Below are 20,515 nucleotides of genomic sequence, written 5' to 3'. Positions count from 1 at the left end.
AGGATACTCCTTTTTATTTCGCCGCTCGTCTTTATCTACATCAACCTGTCAAAACGCTGATAATGTCCACAACGGAAGTACAGTTATTACTTGAAAAATACAAGAATGGCCAGATCAGCCAGGAGGAATTGCTGCGTTTACAGGAAATGGTAACCGGCAATGACTACGAACCGGAGATCAAAGCCGATATTATGCAAACATTGCATAATACCGCGCCGCAAAGCAACTGGGCAACCGGGGAAGGGGAAGAGATCCTGCAAAGGATCCTCCAATCGCCAGGACGCAGAACGCATATCCGGTATCTTAAACAATATGCTGCGGCAGCAGCCATATTGGGCGCCGCTTTACTGGCAGGCGGATTTTACCTGAGTCGGGTACGGCATTCCGCCCCCGTGGCGATGCAAAAGCATCCACCGCTGGCGCCGGGTGGTAACAAGGCCATGCTGGTGCTTGCCGATGGCAGTACTATTCCGCTGGACAGCGCCAACACCGGCAACCTCGCCAAACAGGGCGATGCCCGTATCACCAACTCCGGTCAGGGGCTGGCGTATGAAGCAGAAGGCGCGGGCGCCGCAGTGGTATATAATACAGTTGTCACCCCCCGGGGAGGCCAATACCAGCTTACCCTGGCAGACGGCAGTAAGGTATGGCTGAATGCTTCCAGCAGTATCCGCTTCCCTACCGCCTTTGCCGAAAAAGAAAGACTGGTGGAGATTTCCGGAGAAGGGTACTTCCAGGTAGCTCCCAATGCACAGCAACCATTCCGGGTGAAAGTAAAAGGCCAGTCGGACATGGAGGTAAAGGTGCTGGGTACCAGCTTTAATATTATGGCTTACGCCGATGAACAAACGATTACGACTACCCTGGAATCAGGAGCTGTTCAACTGGTGCACGGCAACGTGAAAAGTCTCCTGCAACCCGGCTTTGATGGTAGCCTGGCTCCCGGAAACGACAACTTCCAGATCGGAGAGGCAGATATGGAACAGGCACTGGCCTGGAAAGAAGGAAAATTCAGGTTCCGCAATACGAGCATACAAACCATTATGCGCCAGATGGCCAGATGGTATAATATAGAGGTCTCCTACGAAGGCGATCTGTCGGATATACGATTAACCGGGATCATTTCCCGCAGAGAGAATGCAGCTGCTTTATTAAAGATTTTATCATCAACAAAACGGGTTCACTTTGACATTAACGACAACAGGATCCTCGTAAAACCAACCGATCCGCAGTAATCAACACGCTATTTGTCCACTTATGAATTGATCATCTAAAACTTTTTAGGTTATGAAGACGTAACTAATTCCACTGCCGGTTGTAAAAAAACCGGAAGCATTGCAGTGCTCCCGGCTATAGAAGGCAACCCAACTCCCTGAATCATTTAGAAAATTGAATTATTAAGCCAACAACACAAAAGTATGGAACTACTTGGTACTTGCAAAGTCCCCGGGAAAGGAGGACGTATGCAAAGAAAATTACTGTTAATTATGCGGTTAACTGCAATACTGACTTTGTTATTCACCTTACATCTGAGCGCCAAAACATTCTCTCAGTCTGTTACCATCAAGGGGAAACGTCTTCCTCTCTACGATGTTTTCAACAGCATCAGCCGCCAGACAGGTTACGAATTCGTTTATGACGAGAAATTACTGGAGAAAGCTCCCCCGGTAAATCTTAACATGAGCCAGGCCACACTCACAGAAGTGCTGAACGCCTGCCTGAACAATAAATTATATAACTATAATATCATTGACAAAACCATCGTGATCAGCCCCAGGTCTCAGCCGGCAGTTGCTCCCGTAGTGCAGGCCGCTCCCATACAGGGTAAAGTGACCGGCAATGATGGCCAGCCGCTGCAAGGTGTGTCTATCCAGATAAAGGGCACTACCCGTGGTACGCTCACCAATGCAACAGGTGGGTTTACCTTACAGGCCAATCCTGGTGATATACTGATTGTCAGCATCCTTGGCTACGAAACCAAAACGGTGACAGTAGGCAGCGACGCCAATATCAACATCACCCTGGCCGTACAGGACGCCCAGCTGGGCGCTGTAGTGGTAACAGCCCTCGGTATTAAAAGAACCGAAAAATCCATTACCTACTCTACCCAGCAACTGGATGGACTGGAATTGACCAAAGCGAAAGATGCCAACCTGGTAAACACCCTGAATGGTAAAGTAGCCGGTCTGACTATCTCCTCCAGCGCTTCCGGTGTAGGTGGTTCTGCTAAAGTAATCCTGCGTGGTAGCAAATCAGGTCTTGGTAGCAACCAGGCCCTGTATGTGATTGATGGTGTGCCTATGAATAACACCCTCACCACGCAACCCGGTAGTATCTACGGTGGTAGCAGTTCCTACGATGGTGGCGATCCGATCTCCAACCTCAATCCGGAAGATATTGAAAGCATTTCCGTGCTGAAAGGAGCTTCTGCTGCTGCTTTATATGGCAGCCAGGGCGCCAATGGGGTTATTATTGTGACTACCAAAAGCGGAAAAGCCGGTCGTACCGTAATCAATATTTCCTCTGGCTTCAACATGAGCCAGGCGGCTTACAAACCGGATTTCCAGAATAACTACGGACAATCTGCCGATCCCACTACCAAAAGCTGGGGCGCCAAGATCAACGGAGCTGCGGACAATGTATCTGACTTCCTGCAAACCGGCACCAACTTTACTAATGCCATCAGTCTCGCCGGTGGCTCAGAGAAAGCACAAAGCTATTTCTCCTATGCCAACACCTCTGCCAGAGGACTGGAAGCAGGTAATAAATTAGGTCGTCATAACCTGAGCTTTAAAGAAACGGGGCATTTTCTGAATGATAAACTCACTGCTTCTGCTGACGTGAATTACATGACACAGAAAATTGACAATACGCCTTTATCCGGTTTTTATTTCAACCCACTCACCGGTTTATACCTGTTCCCACGTGGAAAAGATATCAGCCCATACCGCGATCATTTTGAAATCCCTGACCCATCCCGGAATAACCTGATGGTACAGAACTGGCCTTTTTCAGAAGATCTTCAGCAGAATCCATGGTGGATATTAAACCGCAATACCAATAGTCTGAGCCGCAACAGATTACTCCTGAATGCCAACCTGAAATATGATATCAATAGCTGGTTGAATGTACAGGGAAGAGGAAGCATTGACCGTATCAATGATGTGTATGAGCAGAAAATCTATGCAGGTACACAAGCGACGCTGGCTTCCAAAAACGGCGGTTACAACTACAACAACAATACCACCACACAACAATACGGAGACCTGATTGCCAACTTCAATATTCCGGCCAATGACTTCCATTTCACCGGCCTGGTGGGTGGAAGTATCCGGGATGTGAAAACGAACGGCGACTACATCGTAGCAGGACAGGAAGGCTTATATCTCCCTAATATCTTTACGATACAAAACATCAAAACACTCAATGCACGTAATTCCGGTACCTTACAGAATAAACACAGTCAGTGGCAGTCTGTATTTGGTAGCGTGAATATCTCTTATAAAGACTGGGCTTACCTGGATCTGACGGCTCGTAACGACTGGGCTTCCAACCTGGCGTTTACCAACCAGCTTTCCTACTTCTACCCTTCTGCAGGTTTGAATGTGATCCTGAGCAGCCTGTTGAAAATGCCTGCTGCTATTACATACAGTAAGATCCGTGGTTCATACGCCATCGTAGGTAATTCTCCGCTGGCATACCAGAGTAATGCTCCCGATAACCTGCTGATCACCGGCGGTAATGTATCTGTGAGAACGGCTGGTCCTTTCAACAACCTGAAACCAGAGAAAACAAAATCACTGGAATTGGGTACGGAATGGCGCTTTTTCGACAGCCGTCTGAGTGTAGACCTGACTTACTACAAGACCAATACCACTAACCAGACCATGGAAATTGCGGCACCGAATGCCACCTTGTATAATACCTACTTCATCAATGCAGGTAATATCCAGAACCAGGGCGTAGAAGCAATGATCCGTTATGATGTGCTGAGAAATACCAAACTGAAATGGAATACAGCACTGAACTACGCCGTAAACGATAACAGGATTATTTCCCTGTCGCCGTTTGTAGACCGTTTCAGTCTGACCGGCGACGGCACCGGCGCCAACTATGCTTCCCAGTTTAAAGTGGGTGGTTCCTTTGGCGACATTTATGGTACTGTGTTAAAACGTGATAACCAGGGCCGGGTAATTATCAGCAATGGTGCGCCTTCCCTGGCAGATGGCCAGATGCAATACCTGGGTAATGCCAATACCAAATGGCAGCTCGGCTGGAGCAACAATTTCGCTTTCAACAACTTCACTTTATCCTTCCTGATCGACGGCAAATTCGGCGGACAGGTAATGTCTGTAACCCAGTCCCTGATGGATGGCTATGGCGTATCTGCTGCATCCGGCGCCGCCCGCGATGCAGGTGGTGTTACTGTAAATGGTGTTGACGAAAACGGACAGGCAGTTACGAAAGTAGATGCCCAGAAATGGTACGATGTAGTAGGCGGCAGAACCGGCGCTTCCGGCGAATATATGTACAGCGCTACCACTATAAGATTGAGAGAAGCGGCCCTGGGTTATACCATTCCGCTGAAAAGCAATGTGGTGAAAGCATTAAAGGTATCTGCCACCGGCCGTAACCTGTTCTACTTCTCAAAGAAAGCACCATTTGATCCGGAGCAGACCATGTCTACCTCCAACGGACTTAGCGGAGTGGATGTATTTATGTTACCAGCCAGCCGTAGTTATGGTCTGACTTTAAATGCCACTTTCTAATCATTTACCGCAAAACTGAAAACGATGAAACTGAATAATAACATGAAGCGTTACAGATCTGGTTTGCTGGTGGCCGCTGCCGCCCTGGTAACCGGGATGAGTGCATGTACCAAAAACTTTGAACTTTATAATACAGATAATACAGGCGTCACCGATGGTCAGCTGGGACCGGATTTCAACTCTCTCGGATTGTATCTCAAATCCGCACAGATGTCCATCCTCAACTTTTCCGGTGGTGGAGATCCCAACTCCTACCAGGTACAGCAAAACCTGAATGCAGATTGCTTTTCCGGCTATTTTATGACGCCAAATCCATTCAGCAGTTCCAACAATACCAACTATGGCCTGGTACCTGGCTGGAATGGGGAAGCCTATAAAGTAGGTTATCTGAATGTAATGTCGCCTGTAGCAAAACTGCAGAAAAGCGGTATCGACAAGAACTTCCCGGCCGTATGGGCCGTGGCACAGGTAGTGCAGGTAACTGCCATGAGCCGCGTAACAGACATTTACGGTCCTATTCCGTATAGCCATGTAGGTGAAGGTGGTTCTACTGTTCCGTATGATAGCCAGCAGGATATTTACAAACAATTTTTCCTGCAGTTGGACAATGCAGCAGCAAGTCTGCGTGCACAGATCAACGGAGGCGCTGCATTACCATTCGACTTCTCCGGTTTCGATGTAGTATACAGCGGCAATTTTGCACAGTGGCTGCGTTACACCAACTCTCTGCGTTTACGCCTGGCAATGCATATTTCTAAAGTTCCGGCTGCTGCCGCACTGGCCAAATCGGAAGCAGAAAAAGCGCTGGATCCGGCCAACGGCGGTATTATTACCGATAATGCCGATAACATGACCGTAAAAGTATTGGGAGATTTTACCAATCCACTGGTGTTCATTGCAAAGAACTGGGCAGACATCCGTATCGGCGCCTCCATACAGTGTTACCTGACAGGCTATAACGATCCGCGCGTTTCCCGTTATATGGATAAGGCCACAGATGCAGATCCTGCGCTGAAAGGTAAATATGTAGGCATCCGCATCGGTAGCCAGGTAGATAAGCCTAAATATCAGACTTATTCTTCCCTGAATACGGAAGATGGCGCCAACCCTGCCTTTAACCTGAAAACATCCATGCAGGTAATGACTGCTGCAGAAGTATATTTCCTGCGGGCAGAAGCCGCATTAAACGGCTGGAACAACGCCGGCGGTAGTGCGCAACAACTGTACGAACAGGGTGTAAACACTTCTATGGCACAGTGGCAGGTAAGCGCACCAGGTTATCTAAACAATGATACCAGCGTAGTAGCTACTTACGTAGATCCCAAAAACAAGGATAATAATTTCACCATCAAAAACCCCATTACCATTAAATGGAATGAGGCGGCTTCTCCGGCACAAAAACTGGAACGTGTGATCACCCAGAAATGGATGGCGATGTTCCCCGAAGGTCAGGAAGCATGGACGGAATTCCGCCGTACCGGTTATCCTAAACTGTTCCCTGTTGTAAACAACAAAAGCGGGAATACCATTTCTACTGATCTGCAGATCCGCAGACTGCCGTTCCCACAGAATGAATACAACACCAACCCTGCTACTGTTGCAGATGCGGTGAAACTGTTAAACGGACCAGACAATGGCGGTACTCCACTCTGGTGGGATACCCGTCAATAAAAGTATACATTTCTCCGGTGGCTGGCAGTTTCCAGCCACCGGATTTATCACGATATCTGAAGTTAACCTGCGCATCGTTTGTTATAAGAGCCACCAGACTGGAAAACCCGTAACCAAAATTTGAACCCGGATTCTTAATCCTCTAAACATTCTGTTATGAAAACACAATTTCACCCCTTGCGGCTACTGGCCGCAGGAACGGCGTGTGCGATCCTCCTTTTCAACACCGCCTGTCAGAAAGAAAAACAAACCGCTATCGATGCCCTTAACGCGGGCAAAACTGCTGCCACCGGCGCCAGTGTACAATCCGTCACTAAAACCGGCGGTATCTCCGTTTGCTATGTGGAAGTAAACAGCAATTCCCTGCTGAATACCGGCAAATACACGCTTACCACCGGCGGCCAGCAACTATTTGATATTGCCATCATCTTTGCCGCCAATATCAACTACAACACCACCACGCACACTGCTGTGCTCTACAACAATCCAAATGTAGCCAATGTACTGACCAACAGGGCCACACAGATCGTTCCCCTCCAGAACAAAGGCATGAAAGTGTTGCTGTCAATCCTCGGTAATCACCAGGGCGCCGGCTTCTGCAATTTTACCAGCCGCACTGCCGCCCGCGCATTTGCACAACAACTCAGCAACGCTGTTACGCAATACAACCTCGACGGTATTGATTTTGACGACGAGTATGCTGACTATGGCAACAACGGCACCACACAGCCCAACGACAGTTCCTTCGTGATGCTCGTAGATGAATTGCGAAAACTGATGCCGTCAAAAATTATTTCTTTCTACTACTACGGCCCGGCAGCATCGCGGCTTTCCTGGGGTGGTAAAAAAGTGGGAGATTTTGCTAACTACAGCTGGAATGCGATCTACGGTAGCTATTCCGTACCTAACGTAGCCGGTTTAACAAAAAGCCAGTTAGGCCCCGCAGCAGTGGATATTCAGAGTACCAGTCAGAGCACCGCGAATTCACTGGCTACGCAAACGAAGAACAATGGTTATGGCGTGTATCTGTGGTATAATCTTACCAGCACGGATAAACATGTGTATTTTTCGGGGGTGTCGAATATTTTGTATGGTAGTAATGTGACGTATACGCCGTGACCTGTAGGGGCTGATCTTTCAAGATCAGCCCCTTTTAAACGACTGACCATAACACTGTTTATTCAGGTTTTTTTTCATTGTAAGGAATCAGGTAAAATAAACTATCTAACTGAAAAGCTTGAAAATCATGAAAGCTTGAATCTGTTTTTACAATTCGATCGGGATCATTGCCTCTAAAAATAAATTGTACTGTACCTGGGCTGTATTTTATATACCTTAAATCACAATCATACATTAAATCCTGTAGAAAATCGGCGTCATCAACATTAAGAAAAGTTACTGGAATATCAGGATTAGGTTTAATGGAATCACATTGTTGCCAAAACTGTTTACCTGTATAGGTGAATATAAATGAGTAACAGGTAGGTACTCTTTTGATAAGAAAACTTTTAAGATTGGCTGCTCTTGTAAAGCGCTCTTTATTTCCGTTAAATACCAGTGCTGTCTGTCCTCGTTCTTCACACGAAGTCAAGATGCAGGCAATAGAAAACCCTATACTATTGATAATATTTGTAAATTTCATAGCTATACATCGGATTAACAGCTGTGCAGAACTTTTGGATTTTGGAAGCAGCACGGTCGTTGTATGCACCGGACCACCCCAAAAGAGCAGTCCGGTACTATTTATTTACTTTATACTCTCCCCCCTCGCCGATAACCGGAACCAGTCTTTCGCATACGGCTTCAATATATCCGTAGCCGCAGAAGGCCCCCAGGTACCCGCTTTATACAGGTGTAATTGTTTGGCAGGATATTTCTTCCAGGCATCTACTATCGGCATCACTACTTTCCAGGCAGCTTCTACCTGGTCGGCCCTCATAAAGAGTGTGGTATTGCCATCCAGCACATCCAGCAGCAAAGCTTCATATGCTTCCGGAATTGTTTCTGTGTAGGATTCCTGGTAGGTGAAGTCCATTTCCACCGGTTTCAGTTTCATTTTCAGGCCGGGCACTTTACTTTCAAACAGCAGGCTGATTTCCAGTTCCGGTTGAATGCTGATGATCAGGCGGTTGGGCGTAATATCATCTTTGAAGATCTTATTTGGAGCATCCTTGAACTGTACTACGATCACGGACGATTGTACCGGCATCGACTTACCGGTGCGTAAAAAGAAAGGAACACCTTTCCAGCGGTCGTTGTCGATGAACAGCCGCGCGGCCACAAACGTTTCGGTGTTGGAGGCGGGTTGTACGTGTTCTTCTTTGCGGTACGACAAACGGGGTGTACCATGTACATTGCCGGCGGTATACTGCCCACGGATCACGTTTTTAAATACCTGTGCCGGTGTGTAGGGCCGTATATCTTTCAGTACTTTGGTTTTGGAGTCGCGGATCAGTTCTGACTTGTAGAACTTCGGACAATCCATCGCCACAATACACAACAGCTGTAACAGGTGATTCTGCACCATGTCGCGCAGGGCGCCGGCGCCATCATAGTAGCCGCCGCGTTTGCCCACGCCCACTTCTTCGGCCACGCTGATCTGAACGTGGTCTACGAAGTCTTTGTTCCATAGTGGTTCAAATACGTAGTTGGCGAAACGGAAGGCCATAATGTTCTGTACGGCTTCCTTACCCAGGTAGTGGTCAATGCGGTAGATCTGTTGCTCCGCAAAGCGTTTGGTGAGAAAACGGTTGAGCTTTTTGGCGGTGTCCAGGTCAGTGCCAAAAGGTTTTTCCACCACGATACGATCCAGTTCTTCGCGCAGGCAAAGTTTATGTTTATATAAGGCGTCTGCAATAATTTCTATGAACCGGGGCGCTACTGCAAAGTAAAAAATGTGGGTAGCGTTTTTCTTGTTTATTTTCTCAAAGCCGTCCAGTTTAGCCTTGAGGGCGTTGTAGGTGTCGGCTTTCAGGAAATCGCCCTGCAGGTAGCTGATATGTTTGGCAAATCCTTCCCATTCCTTCTCATCTGCCTTACCGTTACGGCTAAACGTATTGATACCATCGAGGAGATCCAGCTTGAAGGCGGCTTCGTCTTCCGGCAGGAAATCCACACAGGTAATGGTGAATACGGGCGGCAGGTGTTTGTCGGTATACAGGTTATAAAGGGCGGGAATCAGTTTTCTTTTAGTCAGATCCCCTTTGGCGCCGAAGATGGTAATGGCGGTGGGGAGTGTTTTTCCAGTTTTCATCTAAGCATCGGTTTATTCCCATGTAATTTAAGCATGAATTCCCGTAATCTGTTCATCCATTTTCCATGAATTACCTCGTCCGTGCCAGTACCGCCGAGCAGATACACAGGATAATCGTCATTGGTGTAAAAATGAGCTGCTCCCATTTATTCACGGAGATGAGGTTACCGAGGGTATTCACAAAAAACAGGACACACATCACCCATAGCGAAATGGTCAGCACCAGCTGATTAGCCGGCAGCTTCATCACCTTTCTTTTCCCGAGTACAATGAGCAGAAAGCATACATTCATCAACACTGCGATCGCTTCCAGCCGGTACATCTCCATAGGCGTACGCAACTTCCCTCCCCATACAATGGAATAGGGCAGCACTTTCGTGATGATCAGGAGGTGAAAGAGGATCTGCCCGGAGAAAATGACGGCCATAGCGATCCCCGCTATTTTTGGTATACGGATGTTCATAAAAAGCGATTAACTTGTATTCTGAGCGTAATAATAGCTATATAGATGGAGAAAGCGCAAAACTATCCTGTTTATCTTAACTTAATCCGGTGGACTATCCTGGCGTTCCTTGCGTGTATCACCGTTACACAGCTTTACTTCCGTTTGATGGGAACCGGTGGCATCCGCACATTTTCCTGACGCCACCGGTAAGGAACTACTATCTAAAATCACCTAAACCCTACTAAACCAGTTAACTTTTCCCATTTTTGTATTAATATTGCCCTGCAAATCAACCATACACCCAAACGACCATTCATTTATTTCCGCTTTCCTTTCCGGCTCCGTGTCTTTGCCCTTGCAGTACCAGGTTAGCTATTGATCACCGTTATTCAAAAAAATGAACAACGCATCCCTTATGCAAAGAAAACTATTGGCCGCAGCACTATTAATGGGCCTTACGACACAATTGTCTGCACAAATTCAGAAAGACAGCAGCCGGGTATTTACCCTGGGAGAAGTGGTTTCTTATGCACACCGCTCCGACTCTGCCAGTACGGTTTCCATGGAACAGCTCCGGCAGTTTCACCGGCTAAATGTATCTACTGCACTGAACCTCCTGCCAGGTATCAGCCAGTCGAACGTTGGTCCCCGGAACGAATCCATGATCTATCTCCGGGGCTTCGATCTCCGGCAAACACCCGTTTTTATTGACGGCGTGCCGGTATATGTACCCTACGACGGATACGTAGATCTGGCGCGGTTCACCACTTTCAATCTATCTAAAATAGTAGTGGAAAAAGGAGGAGCTTCTGTGTTGTACGGTCCTAACACCATGGGGGGCGTTATCAATCTCATCTCCTCAAAACCGGTACATGGGCTGGAAGTAAATGCCTCCGCCGGATGGCTCAGTGGTGGCCATGAGGAAGCCATCAACATCGGCAGCCGGATGAAAAAATTCTACCTGCAGGCGGATTTATCGAGATACCAGCGCGATTATTATAACCTGTCCAACGATTTTAAAAGTACAAAAACGGAAGATGGGGGTAAACGGGATAACTCCTATAACAACGACTGGCGCTATGGTTTCAAGCTGGGATATACGCCCAATGAGAAGAATGAACTGGCCATCGGCTTCTCCCACCAGGAAGGTACCAAAGGTACACCGGTATATACGGGAACGGATACACTGAATTCACTCTATAAAAGCCCCCGGTACTGGCAGTGGCCGAAGTGGAACAAGGAAAGCATCTACTTCCTTTCGAACAGCACGCTGAACACGAAAAGCTACCTGAAATCAAGGCTGTTCTTCGACCGCTTTATCAACGTGCTGAAAAGCTTCGATGATGCGACCTACACCACGCAGAAAAAGCCCTATGCCTTTACCAGTAACTATAATGACTATACGTTTGGTGGCAATATCGAATACGGCTACACGCTGTCGGCTGCCAATAGCCTGAAAGCTGCCGTACACTTCAAACAGGATGTACACCGTGAACATAACGAAGGTGAACCGGAGAGAAAAGTGGCGGATAATACCTTTTCCGCAGGCGTTACAGACCGGCACGAATTTGACACGCACTGGTCGCTCGAAGGTGGCGCTGCCTTCAACTACCGCCAGAGTCTGAGCGCACAGAATTATAACAGTCAGACGAAAGCCATCACCGACTTCCCCTCCAACAACAGCGCAGCATTGAATGCACAGTTAAAACTGGGGTATGCGTTTAACAACAATCGCGGATTAACCTTATCGGTAGACCGTATGACCCGCTTTGCCACCATCAAGGACCGCTACTCCTATAAACTGGGTACCGCTATTCCCAATCCTGACCTGCCCCCCGAGAACACGCTGAATTTCGGACTGCAATACCATGATACGCAGCTGCATAACATCACGCTGGATGGAGGTCTTTTTTACAACCGTATCCAGGATGTGATCCAGCAGGTGAACAACGTAGTGTATGATACTACTAAAAAACAATGGTTGTCGCAATCGCAGAACAAAGGCAGGGCGGCCTTTTACGGAGCAGAAGCCGCCATTACCTGGCACGTGACCACCGACTTCACCGCCGGCGCCAATTATACCTTTATCAAGCGTAAGAACCTCGATAATCCTAACCTCCATTTTACCGATGTGCCGGAGCATAAAGCGATGGGCTGGCTTCAGTATCATATTTCACGGTTCGACGGATTGCTCAGCGGAGAGTACAATGCCGACCGTTACAGCACCAGTTATGGTACTTCGGTACCGGGTTTCTTCCTGTTAAATGCCAGTGTTACCGTGAAGGTCACCAACTGGCTGAAAGTGCAGGGTGGTGTTAATAATATTTTCGACAAAAATTACATGCTCACAGAAGGTTATCCCGAGCAGGGCCGGAATTACTTTGCCAGGGTGTTATTCAATTATTCCTATTTTTAGGGAGATGAAAAAATGCTGGTGGCTCATATGGTCCGGTGTGTTGGCCCTTTCCTTCTTAAGCGGCAGGGTATCCTATGCCCCGCAGCCTTATGTGCTGGAATATCCCGCCAGTTTTGGCCACCGGATCAATACGCCCGCAGATAACCCGCTGACGAAAGAAGGCGTTTATTTAGGCCGGCTGCTGTTTTACGAAAAACAGCTGTCGGCCGGGAATAAAATTTCCTGCGGCACCTGTCATGAGCAACAGCGTGCTTTTACAGACGGGAAAACTTTCAGCACCGGTGTAGACGATGTACCTACGGACCGCAATGCCATGTCGCTCGTAAACCTGCTCTGGGTACGCAATTTCTTCTGGGATGGACGTGCCCCCGGACTGGAGCTGCAAGCCATAACGCCGCTCACAGCCCCGCATGAAATGGGGCAGCCACTGGAAGTAGCCGCTCAGAAGTTACAGCAGTCAACGCTATATCCCGGTCTTTTCAACGCAGCGTTTGGCAGCGATCAGATCAGCGGCGACCGGATCACCAAAGCGCTGGCACAATTTGAACGGACCTTGATTTCCGCTGATTCGCGGTATGATCAATACCTGGAAGGACGCTATCAGCCAGATAGCGCCGCATTGAGAGGGCTGCAATTATTTTCCACAGCGCCTGCGCCGGAAAAGAAGATCCGTGGCGCCAACTGTACACATTGTCATGGCGGACCGAAGTTCTACATAGAACTATATCACAACAACGGGCTGGATAGTCTGCCCAGGGATGCCGGGCGGGAAAAACAGACCGGCGTAGCGGCCGACCGTGGCCGGTTCCGGGTACCCACGTTGCGCAATATTGCATTAACAGCGCCTTATATGCACGATGGCCGGTTCAACAGCCTGGAGGAAGTACTGGATCATTACAGTGAGCATATCGTGAGCAGCGCATCACTCAGCCCTGTATTACGGCAAACGTCCAACGAAGCTGGCGGCAATTCCCTGCGGCTTACAAAACGGGAACAAAAAGATATCATTGCGTTTTTACACCTGCTTACCGACTCGTCATTCATCAACAATCCGAATTTCTCCAATCCTTTCAATTAAACAATATGTTATACAAACTCGCAGCCGGTTTACTGATCAGTGCCTTCATGGCTACCACAGCTTTTGGGCAAACTATTTCCGTGGAAGGGGAAGTGACCACGCCTTTAAAACTGAGTGTGGCCGATATCGCCAAAATGAAAAAAACGGAAGTGACAGCCGCAGACCGCGATGGTAAAACACATCGTTATTCCGGTGTGCCGGTTACCGATATCCTGCAACAGGCCGGCGTTACGCTGGGTGCGCAGCTGAGAGGTGAAAATATGGCGAAATACCTGCTGGTGAAATCGGGCGATGGATATGAAGTATTGTTTTCACTGGCGGAACTGGATGCCGCCTTTACAGACCGCGTGGTGATCCTGGCCGACCAGGTAGATGGAAAGCCGTTGCCCGATGGGAAAGGACCTTTCCGGATCGTGGTGCCTGGTGAAAAGAAACCGGCGAGATGGATCTGGGAGGTAACGACGATGACTGTACGATTTGCAAAAGACTAGCTATTTCCGCTTATTCAGTTTCGATGCCCTCACAGCAAGGAAATCCTGGAAAGCGCTGTTCAGTTCTTCAAACAGCTGCATGGCATGAATACCTTCGGGGGTGAGCAGCGCGCCACCTCCGTTCTTCCCTCCTCTCTCAAATATCACCAGCGGCTGGCTGGTGCGTTTATTCATTTGGTCCACAAAATCCCAGGCCTGGCGGTAGGAAATCTTCATAGCGGTTGCCGCTTTTCTCAAAGATCCCAGTTCACTGATTTTCTGTAATAACTCCATTCGGCCGTAACCCAGGAAGGGGCCTTCCTCTGTTTCAATCCATATGCGTCCGTTTGCGATGAGTGTCATTGCCCGATGTTTGTTCAAAGATAGCCGGTAGCCGGTTATTATTTTTTACGAAAAGCGGTAGTAAAATAATATTTTATTTTATGTTATATTACAGATACACGCAATAGAGATCTTTCAAATGACACAAAACAAGGGCTTAAAGAAAACACTGACTCCCTTTATGTTGTGGGGACTTGGAGTAGGGTACGTTATTTCAGGTATGTATTTTGGTTGGAATCTTGGCCTTGAAAAGGGCGGCACCGGAGGAATGGCCATCGCCACCGGGGTGATTATGGTGATGTATGTAACGTTTACCTTTAGTTATGCAGAACTGGCCTGCGCCATCCCCAAAGCAGGAGGAGTTTTTGACTACGCAAACAGGGCAATGGGAAAAAATATCGGCTTTATTGCCGGTATCGCCCAGGTGATTGAATTTATCCTGGCGCCTCCTGCCATCGCTTTCGCCATAGGCGCCTATTTCAACGCCTTCTTCCCCCAGGTACCTATCCTCACCAGCGCCATTGCCATCTACTTTATTTTTACCGCGCTGAATGTTTATGGTGTAAAAGCCGCAGCATCCTTTGAAGTGATCGTCACCATTTTCGCCGTGGGAGAACTGTTGCTGTTTGCCGGTTTATCACTGCCGAAATTCCAGGCCGTGCACCTTACCAGCAATGCCTTCCCGAATGGCTGGGGTGGCGCCTTTGCCGCTATTCCTTTTGCCATCTGGTTTTTCCTGGGCATTGAGGGCATTGCCAACGTAGCAGAAGAAACCAAAAATCCGCAGCGCGACATCAGTAAAGGTTTTGGATGGGCTATTCTTACACTGGCCATTCTCTGTATTTTAATATTTGTTTCCGCTACCGGTATTGCTGGCTGGGAAACCATTGTATATAAAAACGGCATCAGCGGGGAAACCTCCGATTCGCCATTACCACTGGCATTGGCGAAGATCACCGGAAGCAACCATCCCATGTATCACCTGCTGATCACGGTAGGTTTATTCGGGCTGGTAGCATCGTTTCATGGGTTGATCCTGGCAGCAGGACGCTCTACCTTTGAAATGGGACGGGTACACAATCTCCCTCCCTTCCTCGGAAAAATTTCTTCCCGCTTTCATACACCCGCGAATGCTTTACTTGGTAATATGGTGATCGGAATACTGGCGCTGCTTTCCGGGAAAACGGCCGAAATCATCGTGGTATCGGTGTTTGGAGCGCTTACCCTGTATATCATTTCCATGGTGTCTATTATCATCCTGAGAAAAAGAGAACCAGATTTACCGCGCCCGTTCCGCGTGGCTTTTTATCCGGCATTTCCTGTAATTTCATTGGCGATAGCCACCGTATCTATTATTGCCATGTTCCTGTATAACCTGGAACTGGGCCTGATCTATTTCTCCCTGCTGGCTGTTTCCTTTTTGTTGTACAAAATTTTTAAACCGGCTCACACATGACAACTTCCGAAATATTAACGTATGTAAAAAATCATCCGTCGGGTAAGGTGAAAGTGGCGGTAGCAGATATTGACGGCGTATTGAGAGGTAAATACATTGCAGCGGAAAAGCTGGTGTCCGTGATGGAAAGCAAACTGGGCTTCTGCGATGTTACCTTTGGCTGGGACATGGGCGATACGGTATATGACAACGTAAAATTTACCGGCTGGCATACCGGTTACCCGGATGCACAGGTAAAAATTGACCTGTCTACCTTCCGTAAAATTCCCTGGGAAAATAATGTCCCTTTTTTCCTGGGAGATTTTGTACTCCCGGATAACACGGCGGTGTATGCCTGTCCCAGGCAGCTACTGAAGAAAGTGCTGGCAGATGCTACCCAACAGGGATATGTGCCTTATTTCTCACAGGAATTTGAATGGTTTAACTTTACAGAAACACCGGATACGGCCCATGAGAAAAACTTCCGTGATCTCACGCCTTTATCGCCAGGTATGTTTGGTTATTCCATCCTGCGCAGTGCGTTAAAGAATGAATACATGAGCAGTCTGTTTGAACAGCTCGTAAAATTTGATATCCCGGTAGAGGGATTACACACCGAAACAGGACCGGGTGTGTATGAAGCAGCTATTAAATACGGTCCCATTCTACAGGCCGCAGATCAGGCCGTACTATTTAAAACAGCCGTAAAGGAAATTGCCTATAAACATGGTGTAATGGCTACTTTCATGGCCAAAATCCATGAAAGTTTGCCTGGTTGCAGCGGACATGTGCATCAAAGCCTATGGGACGCCGACAGCAAAAAGAATTTATTTCATGATGATACCGACGAACACAAAATGAGTGGCATTATGAAAAGTTATATCGCCGGGCAATTGTATTGCCTGCCTTTTATTTTACCGATGATAGCGCCTACGATCAACAGCTACAAACGATTGGTAGAAGGCGCCTGGGCACCCACCACACTCACCTGGGGCATCGATAACAGAACCGTGGCGCTCAGGGCGCTTCCAGGCCATGTAAAAGCCTCCCGGCTGGAAACACGGGTGGTGGGATCAGATACCAATCCTTACCTCGCATTAGCCGCCTGCCTGGCAGCAGGACTGTATGGCGTAAAAAATAAATTGTCGCTCGAAAAAGAAATGACCACCGGCAATGGGTACAAAGACACGTCGAATGGTGTATTACCACAGAACCTTCATGTGGCCACACAGCAAATGAAGACCTCCGCATTAGCGAAAGAATTATTCGGAGAAGACTTTGTGGAGCATTTCACGTTGACCAGGGAATGGGAATGGCGGCAATACGCCAAAGCGGTGACCGACTGGGAATTGAAAAGATATTTTGAAATCATTTAAGCAGCAGTATATGGCATTTCAGTATAATTTTCCTACTACGATCCGTTTCGGTGCAGGTGTGATCAGTGAATTACCTGCCTACCTGCAAAAGAACGGCTTATCACGTCCGATGATCGTGACCGATCCGGTGATAGCAGGACTATCCTTTTTTAAAAAGATTGTACAGGACTTGCAGGCGCATTCCCTGTCGGTGGAAGTATTCAGCGACATTCACAAGAACCCGGTAAAAAGTGACGTGTATAAAGGCACCGATCTATGGGACGCCACGGATCGCGACAGCATCATTGGCATTGGCGGTGGCGCCGCACTGGATGTAGCCAGGGCCATCGTACTGCGGGTACATCACCGGGAAGACCTCTTCAAATACGATGACCTGATTGGCGGTGATATTTATGTAACAAACGATGTACCTCATTTTATTACGGTACCCACTACTGCCGGCACCGGCAGTGAAGTTGGCAGAAGTGCCATTATTGCCGACGATGAAACGCATCAGAAAAAAATCCTGTTTTCACCGAAACTGATGGCGAAAATAGTATTTGCAGATCCGTTACTTACCATGGAACTTCCGCCCTTTATCACAGCGGCTACGGGCATGGATGCACTCACGCATAACATGGAAGCATTCCTGGCAAAGAATCCACATCCCTTGTGTGATGGCATTGCCCTGGAAGGGATCTATCTCATAAAAAATTCACTGGAAAAAGCGACCAACAACCCGGATATAGAAAGCAGGAGCAACATGCTGATGGCATCTATGATGGGCGCCATTGCTTTCCAGAAGGGATTGGGAGTGGTGCATTCCCTCGCACACCCGCTCTCGTCGCTGCTGGACACCCATCATGGGCTGGCCAACGCCGTAAATATTCCTTATGGCATGCAATTTAACATAGCCGGCTTTGAAGAAAAATTCCGCCGTATCGCCAGAACCCTGGAACTGAAAGAAGAAACCGGGGAAGCCGTTGTGCAATATCTCTTCGACTTAAATTCGAAAGTAAATATTCCGCATCACCTGAGCGATATCGGTGTAAAATCAGAACATGTGGAAACCCTGGCAGACCTGGCACTGGCAGATTTTGCACATCCCAATAATCCCAAACCGGTAAGCCGGGAAGATTTCAGACAGTTGTACCTAAATGCGCTATAGACATGAAGAAAAAGATAGGGATCAGCTACACGGAAGCCAGTTTCCCGAACTATGAAAAGTGGTTCACCCCCGAAGACCTGGGTGATGACCTGGAAGTGGTGATCCTCTCCTTTCTGACCAACAACGCGGACGACATCTACACCTGTGACGGCTTCGTACTCACCGGCGGCATAGATGTAATTCCTTCCTTGTACGGTGGGCAGGTGCCTTACCCGCATCAGCCGGCGGAATTCTTACCCGAACGGGATGCTTTTGAAAAAAAGATCTACGATTACTCACAACAGCGGCAAACACCTGTACTGGGTATTTGCAGGGGATTACAGTATATCAATATCCTGGAAGGCGGAAAAGTGTACGAAGACATGGGCGAAACCGCCAATAAAGTACATAAAAAAGAAGCGGCCGATAAGATCCACGGCGTTAATATCCGGAAGGATTCCTTACTTTACAATATCACCGGTATTGAACACGGGCAGGTAAACAGCGCCCATCACCAGGGCATTCCACCGGAAAACCTGGGCCACAACCTGATGGTGAGCGCTACAGCCGACAGTCCCGATGAAATGATTGAGGGCATTGAGTTCAAAGATAAAACCAACAAAGGATTTATGCTTTGTGTACAATGGCATCCGGAAAGAATGCCGGAGAAAGAAAGCAACCCGCTTTCACAACAGATAAAAAAACAATTTCTTCAAGCTGTAAGAAACTATACGATATGAGACTTTTCAATCCTGGCACCGGGCAAGTGCTTTCCATCCTCCGGGATGAACATGAAGGACAGATTATAGATAAGCTGTCGCTGTTGAAAATGGGATTAAAGAACTGGTCGAAAGTGCCATTGGCAGAGCGGATAAAAGCCATTGCACGCTTCAGCCAGCAGCTGGAAAAGAAAATAGAAAAACTCGCCGCCATACTTACTTCTGAAACAGGCAAGCCGTTACAGCAATCACGCAATGAAATCAACGGCGCCAGAACAAGGATACAGTGGATGCTGGACAACGCAGAGAAATACCTCTCGGATGAGTGGGTCACTAATACCGACGAATTAAAAGAGAAAATCTCTTACGAGCCACTGGGCATCATCTGTAATATTTCCGCCTGGAACTATCCTTACCTGGTAGGCGTGAATGTGTTTATTCCTGCGCTGCTGGCGGGCAACGTGGTACTGTACAAACCATCAGAATATGCGTGTCTTACCGGCCTGGAAATAGAAAAACTGCTGTATTACGCCGGGGTGGACCAGAATGCATTCCGTGTGGTAACCGGCGCCAAAGAGGTGGGCGAAATATTACTGAAACTGGATTTCGACGGCTACTTCTTTACCGGCTCCTACGCCACTGGTAAATATATCTATGAAAAAGTAGCGCCTAAAATGGTGCCTTGTCAGCTGGAACTGGGGGGAAAAGATCCGTTGTATGTAGCCGAAGATATTGAAGACATTGCTGCCGTTGCCGCTGCTACTGCAGATGGTGCTTTTTACAACAATGGTCAGAGTTGCTGCGCGGTAGAACGTATATACGTACACGAAAAAGTGTATGATGAATACATCGATGCGTTTGTAAAAACCGTAAAATCATGGAAGCTGGGCCTTCCTACAGACGAAGGTGTTTACTTTGGCGCTGTCACAAGACCCAGCCATTTGAAAATACTGGAAGCCCAGGTGCTGGAAGCCCGTGCTAAAGGCGCAAAATTATTACTGGGCGGACATATCATTAAACATGAAGGCGCCTATTTTGAACCTACGGTGCTCACTGATGTGGATAACAAGATGAAGATTATGCAGGAAGAAAGTTTTGGTCCGGTGATCGGGATTATGAAAGTGAGCAGCGATGAGGAAGCCATCAACCTGATGAATGATACCGAGTATGGGCTTACCGCCTCAGTATATTCCAGCAGCCGGGAACGGGCGGAAAAGATCCTTTCCCAGGTGAATTCCGGTACGGGTTACTGGAACTGTTGCGACCGGGTAACGGCGGGGTTACCATGGGCCGGCCGGAAGCATTCGGGCTTTGGTGCTACGTTGTCGCACCAGGGATTACGGGCATTTACGAAAACGAAGTCGTGGCAGATGAAAGGATAAAATCTCCAAAGGCCTCCTATTGCAGGAGGCCTT

General features: G+C 48.0%; 16 protein-coding genes. 12 read left to right on the top strand and 4 right to left on the bottom strand.

Annotation, left to right across the window (positions count from 1 at the left end):
* The first annotated feature begins 62 nt into the window (after positions 1–62).
* The 4 genes from BMW79_RS11120 (at position 63) to BMW79_RS11105 (ending at position 7,559) form a co-directional block, all read left to right on the top strand.
* The gene (locus tag BMW79_RS11120; protein ID WP_089894595.1) at positions 63–1,235 is read left to right on the top strand and encodes a FecR family protein; all 1,173 of its coding nucleotides are present in this window, start codon (positions 63–65) and stop codon (positions 1,233–1,235) included.
* Between the two features lie 252 nt (positions 1,236–1,487).
* On the top strand, positions 1,488–4,769 hold the full coding sequence (locus BMW79_RS11115) for a SusC/RagA family TonB-linked outer membrane protein (RefSeq protein ID WP_089894592.1): 3,282 nt from the start codon (positions 1,488–1,490) through the stop codon (positions 4,767–4,769).
* A 24-nt stretch (positions 4,770–4,793) separates the two neighbouring features.
* The gene (locus BMW79_RS11110; RefSeq protein WP_089894587.1) at positions 4,794–6,440 is read left to right on the top strand and encodes a SusD/RagB family nutrient-binding outer membrane lipoprotein; all 1,647 of its coding nucleotides are present in this window, start codon (positions 4,794–4,796) and stop codon (positions 6,438–6,440) included.
* 156 nt (positions 6,441–6,596) lie between these two features.
* A complete protein-coding gene (locus BMW79_RS11105) occupies positions 6,597–7,559 on the top strand; it encodes an endo-beta-N-acetylglucosaminidase H (protein ID WP_089894585.1) in 963 nt (320 codons plus the stop codon).
* A gap of 58 nt (positions 7,560–7,617) precedes the next feature.
* Here BMW79_RS11105 and BMW79_RS11100 read toward each other — a convergent pair whose 3' ends face one another.
* The 3 genes from BMW79_RS11100 to BMW79_RS11090 form a co-directional block, all read right to left on the bottom strand.
* Complete coding sequence (locus tag BMW79_RS11100; RefSeq protein WP_089894581.1) at positions 7,618–8,082, bottom strand: hypothetical protein; 465 nt, start codon at positions 8,080–8,082, stop codon at positions 7,618–7,620.
* A 105-nt stretch (positions 8,083–8,187) separates the two neighbouring features.
* The gene (gene zwf, locus BMW79_RS11095) at positions 8,188–9,693 is read right to left on the bottom strand and encodes a glucose-6-phosphate dehydrogenase (RefSeq protein WP_089894578.1); all 1,506 of its coding nucleotides are present in this window, start codon (positions 9,691–9,693) and stop codon (positions 8,188–8,190) included.
* Between the two features lie 70 nt (positions 9,694–9,763).
* Positions 9,764–10,156: a hypothetical protein gene (locus tag BMW79_RS11090; RefSeq protein ID WP_143059130.1), complete on the bottom strand. Its 393-nt coding sequence runs from the start codon at positions 10,154–10,156 to the stop codon at positions 9,764–9,766.
* 397 nt (positions 10,157–10,553) lie between these two features.
* Here BMW79_RS11090 and BMW79_RS11085 point away from each other — a divergent pair, with 397 nt between their 5' ends.
* From BMW79_RS11085 to BMW79_RS11075, 3 genes are read left to right on the top strand one after another with little or no spacing between them, the layout of a single operon-like run.
* Entirely contained in the window at positions 10,554–12,554 is a 2,001-nt protein-coding gene (locus BMW79_RS11085) for a TonB-dependent receptor plug domain-containing protein (protein ID WP_177192121.1), read from the top strand.
* Positions 12,555–12,558: 4 nt separating this feature from the next.
* On the top strand, positions 12,559–13,632 hold the full coding sequence (locus BMW79_RS11080) for a cytochrome-c peroxidase (RefSeq protein WP_089894570.1): 1,074 nt from the start codon (positions 12,559–12,561) through the stop codon (positions 13,630–13,632).
* A 5-nt stretch (positions 13,633–13,637) separates the two neighbouring features.
* On the top strand, positions 13,638–14,123 hold the full coding sequence (locus tag BMW79_RS11075) for a molybdopterin-dependent oxidoreductase (protein ID WP_089894567.1): 486 nt from the start codon (positions 13,638–13,640) through the stop codon (positions 14,121–14,123).
* Here BMW79_RS11075 and BMW79_RS11070 read toward each other — a convergent pair whose 3' ends face one another.
* Positions 14,124–14,465, bottom strand: a complete 342-nt coding sequence (locus BMW79_RS11070) for a winged helix-turn-helix domain-containing protein (RefSeq protein WP_089894564.1) — start codon at positions 14,463–14,465, stop codon at positions 14,124–14,126.
* 118 nt (positions 14,466–14,583) lie between these two features.
* Here BMW79_RS11070 and eat point away from each other — a divergent pair, with 118 nt between their 5' ends.
* The 5 genes from eat to BMW79_RS11045 are packed head-to-tail and all read left to right on the top strand — an operon-like array spanning position 14,584 to position 20,482.
* Positions 14,584–15,900 carry an ethanolamine permease gene (eat, locus tag BMW79_RS11065; RefSeq protein ID WP_089894561.1) on the top strand — a complete coding sequence of 439 codons (1,317 nt, stop codon included), beginning with the start codon at positions 14,584–14,586 and terminating at the stop codon, positions 15,898–15,900.
* Complete coding sequence (locus BMW79_RS11060; RefSeq protein WP_089894558.1) at positions 15,897–17,255, top strand: glutamine synthetase family protein; 1,359 nt, start codon at positions 15,897–15,899, stop codon at positions 17,253–17,255. Before eat ends, BMW79_RS11060 begins: the two co-directional genes overlap by 4 nt.
* 10 nt (positions 17,256–17,265) lie before the next feature.
* Positions 17,266–18,402 (top strand): iron-containing alcohol dehydrogenase, encoded by a 1,137-nt coding sequence (locus tag BMW79_RS11055; protein ID WP_089896861.1) that lies wholly within the window; start codon positions 17,266–17,268, stop codon positions 18,400–18,402.
* A gap of 2 nt (positions 18,403–18,404) precedes the next feature.
* Complete coding sequence (locus tag BMW79_RS11050; RefSeq protein ID WP_089894556.1) at positions 18,405–19,121, top strand: gamma-glutamyl-gamma-aminobutyrate hydrolase family protein; 717 nt, start codon at positions 18,405–18,407, stop codon at positions 19,119–19,121.
* Entirely contained in the window at positions 19,118–20,482 is a 1,365-nt protein-coding gene (locus BMW79_RS11045) for an aldehyde dehydrogenase family protein (protein ID WP_089894553.1), read from the top strand. Before BMW79_RS11050 ends, BMW79_RS11045 begins: the two co-directional genes overlap by 4 nt.
* Positions 20,483–20,515 lie beyond the last annotated feature (33 nt).

It is taken from the genome of Chitinophaga arvensicola (assembly GCF_900110835.1).
Taxonomy (GTDB): Bacteria; Bacteroidota; Bacteroidia; order Chitinophagales; family Chitinophagaceae; genus Chitinophaga; species Chitinophaga arvensicola.
The sequence above is the reverse complement of the archived record's forward strand: the minus strand, read 5'-3'. Positions and strand labels throughout refer to the sequence as shown.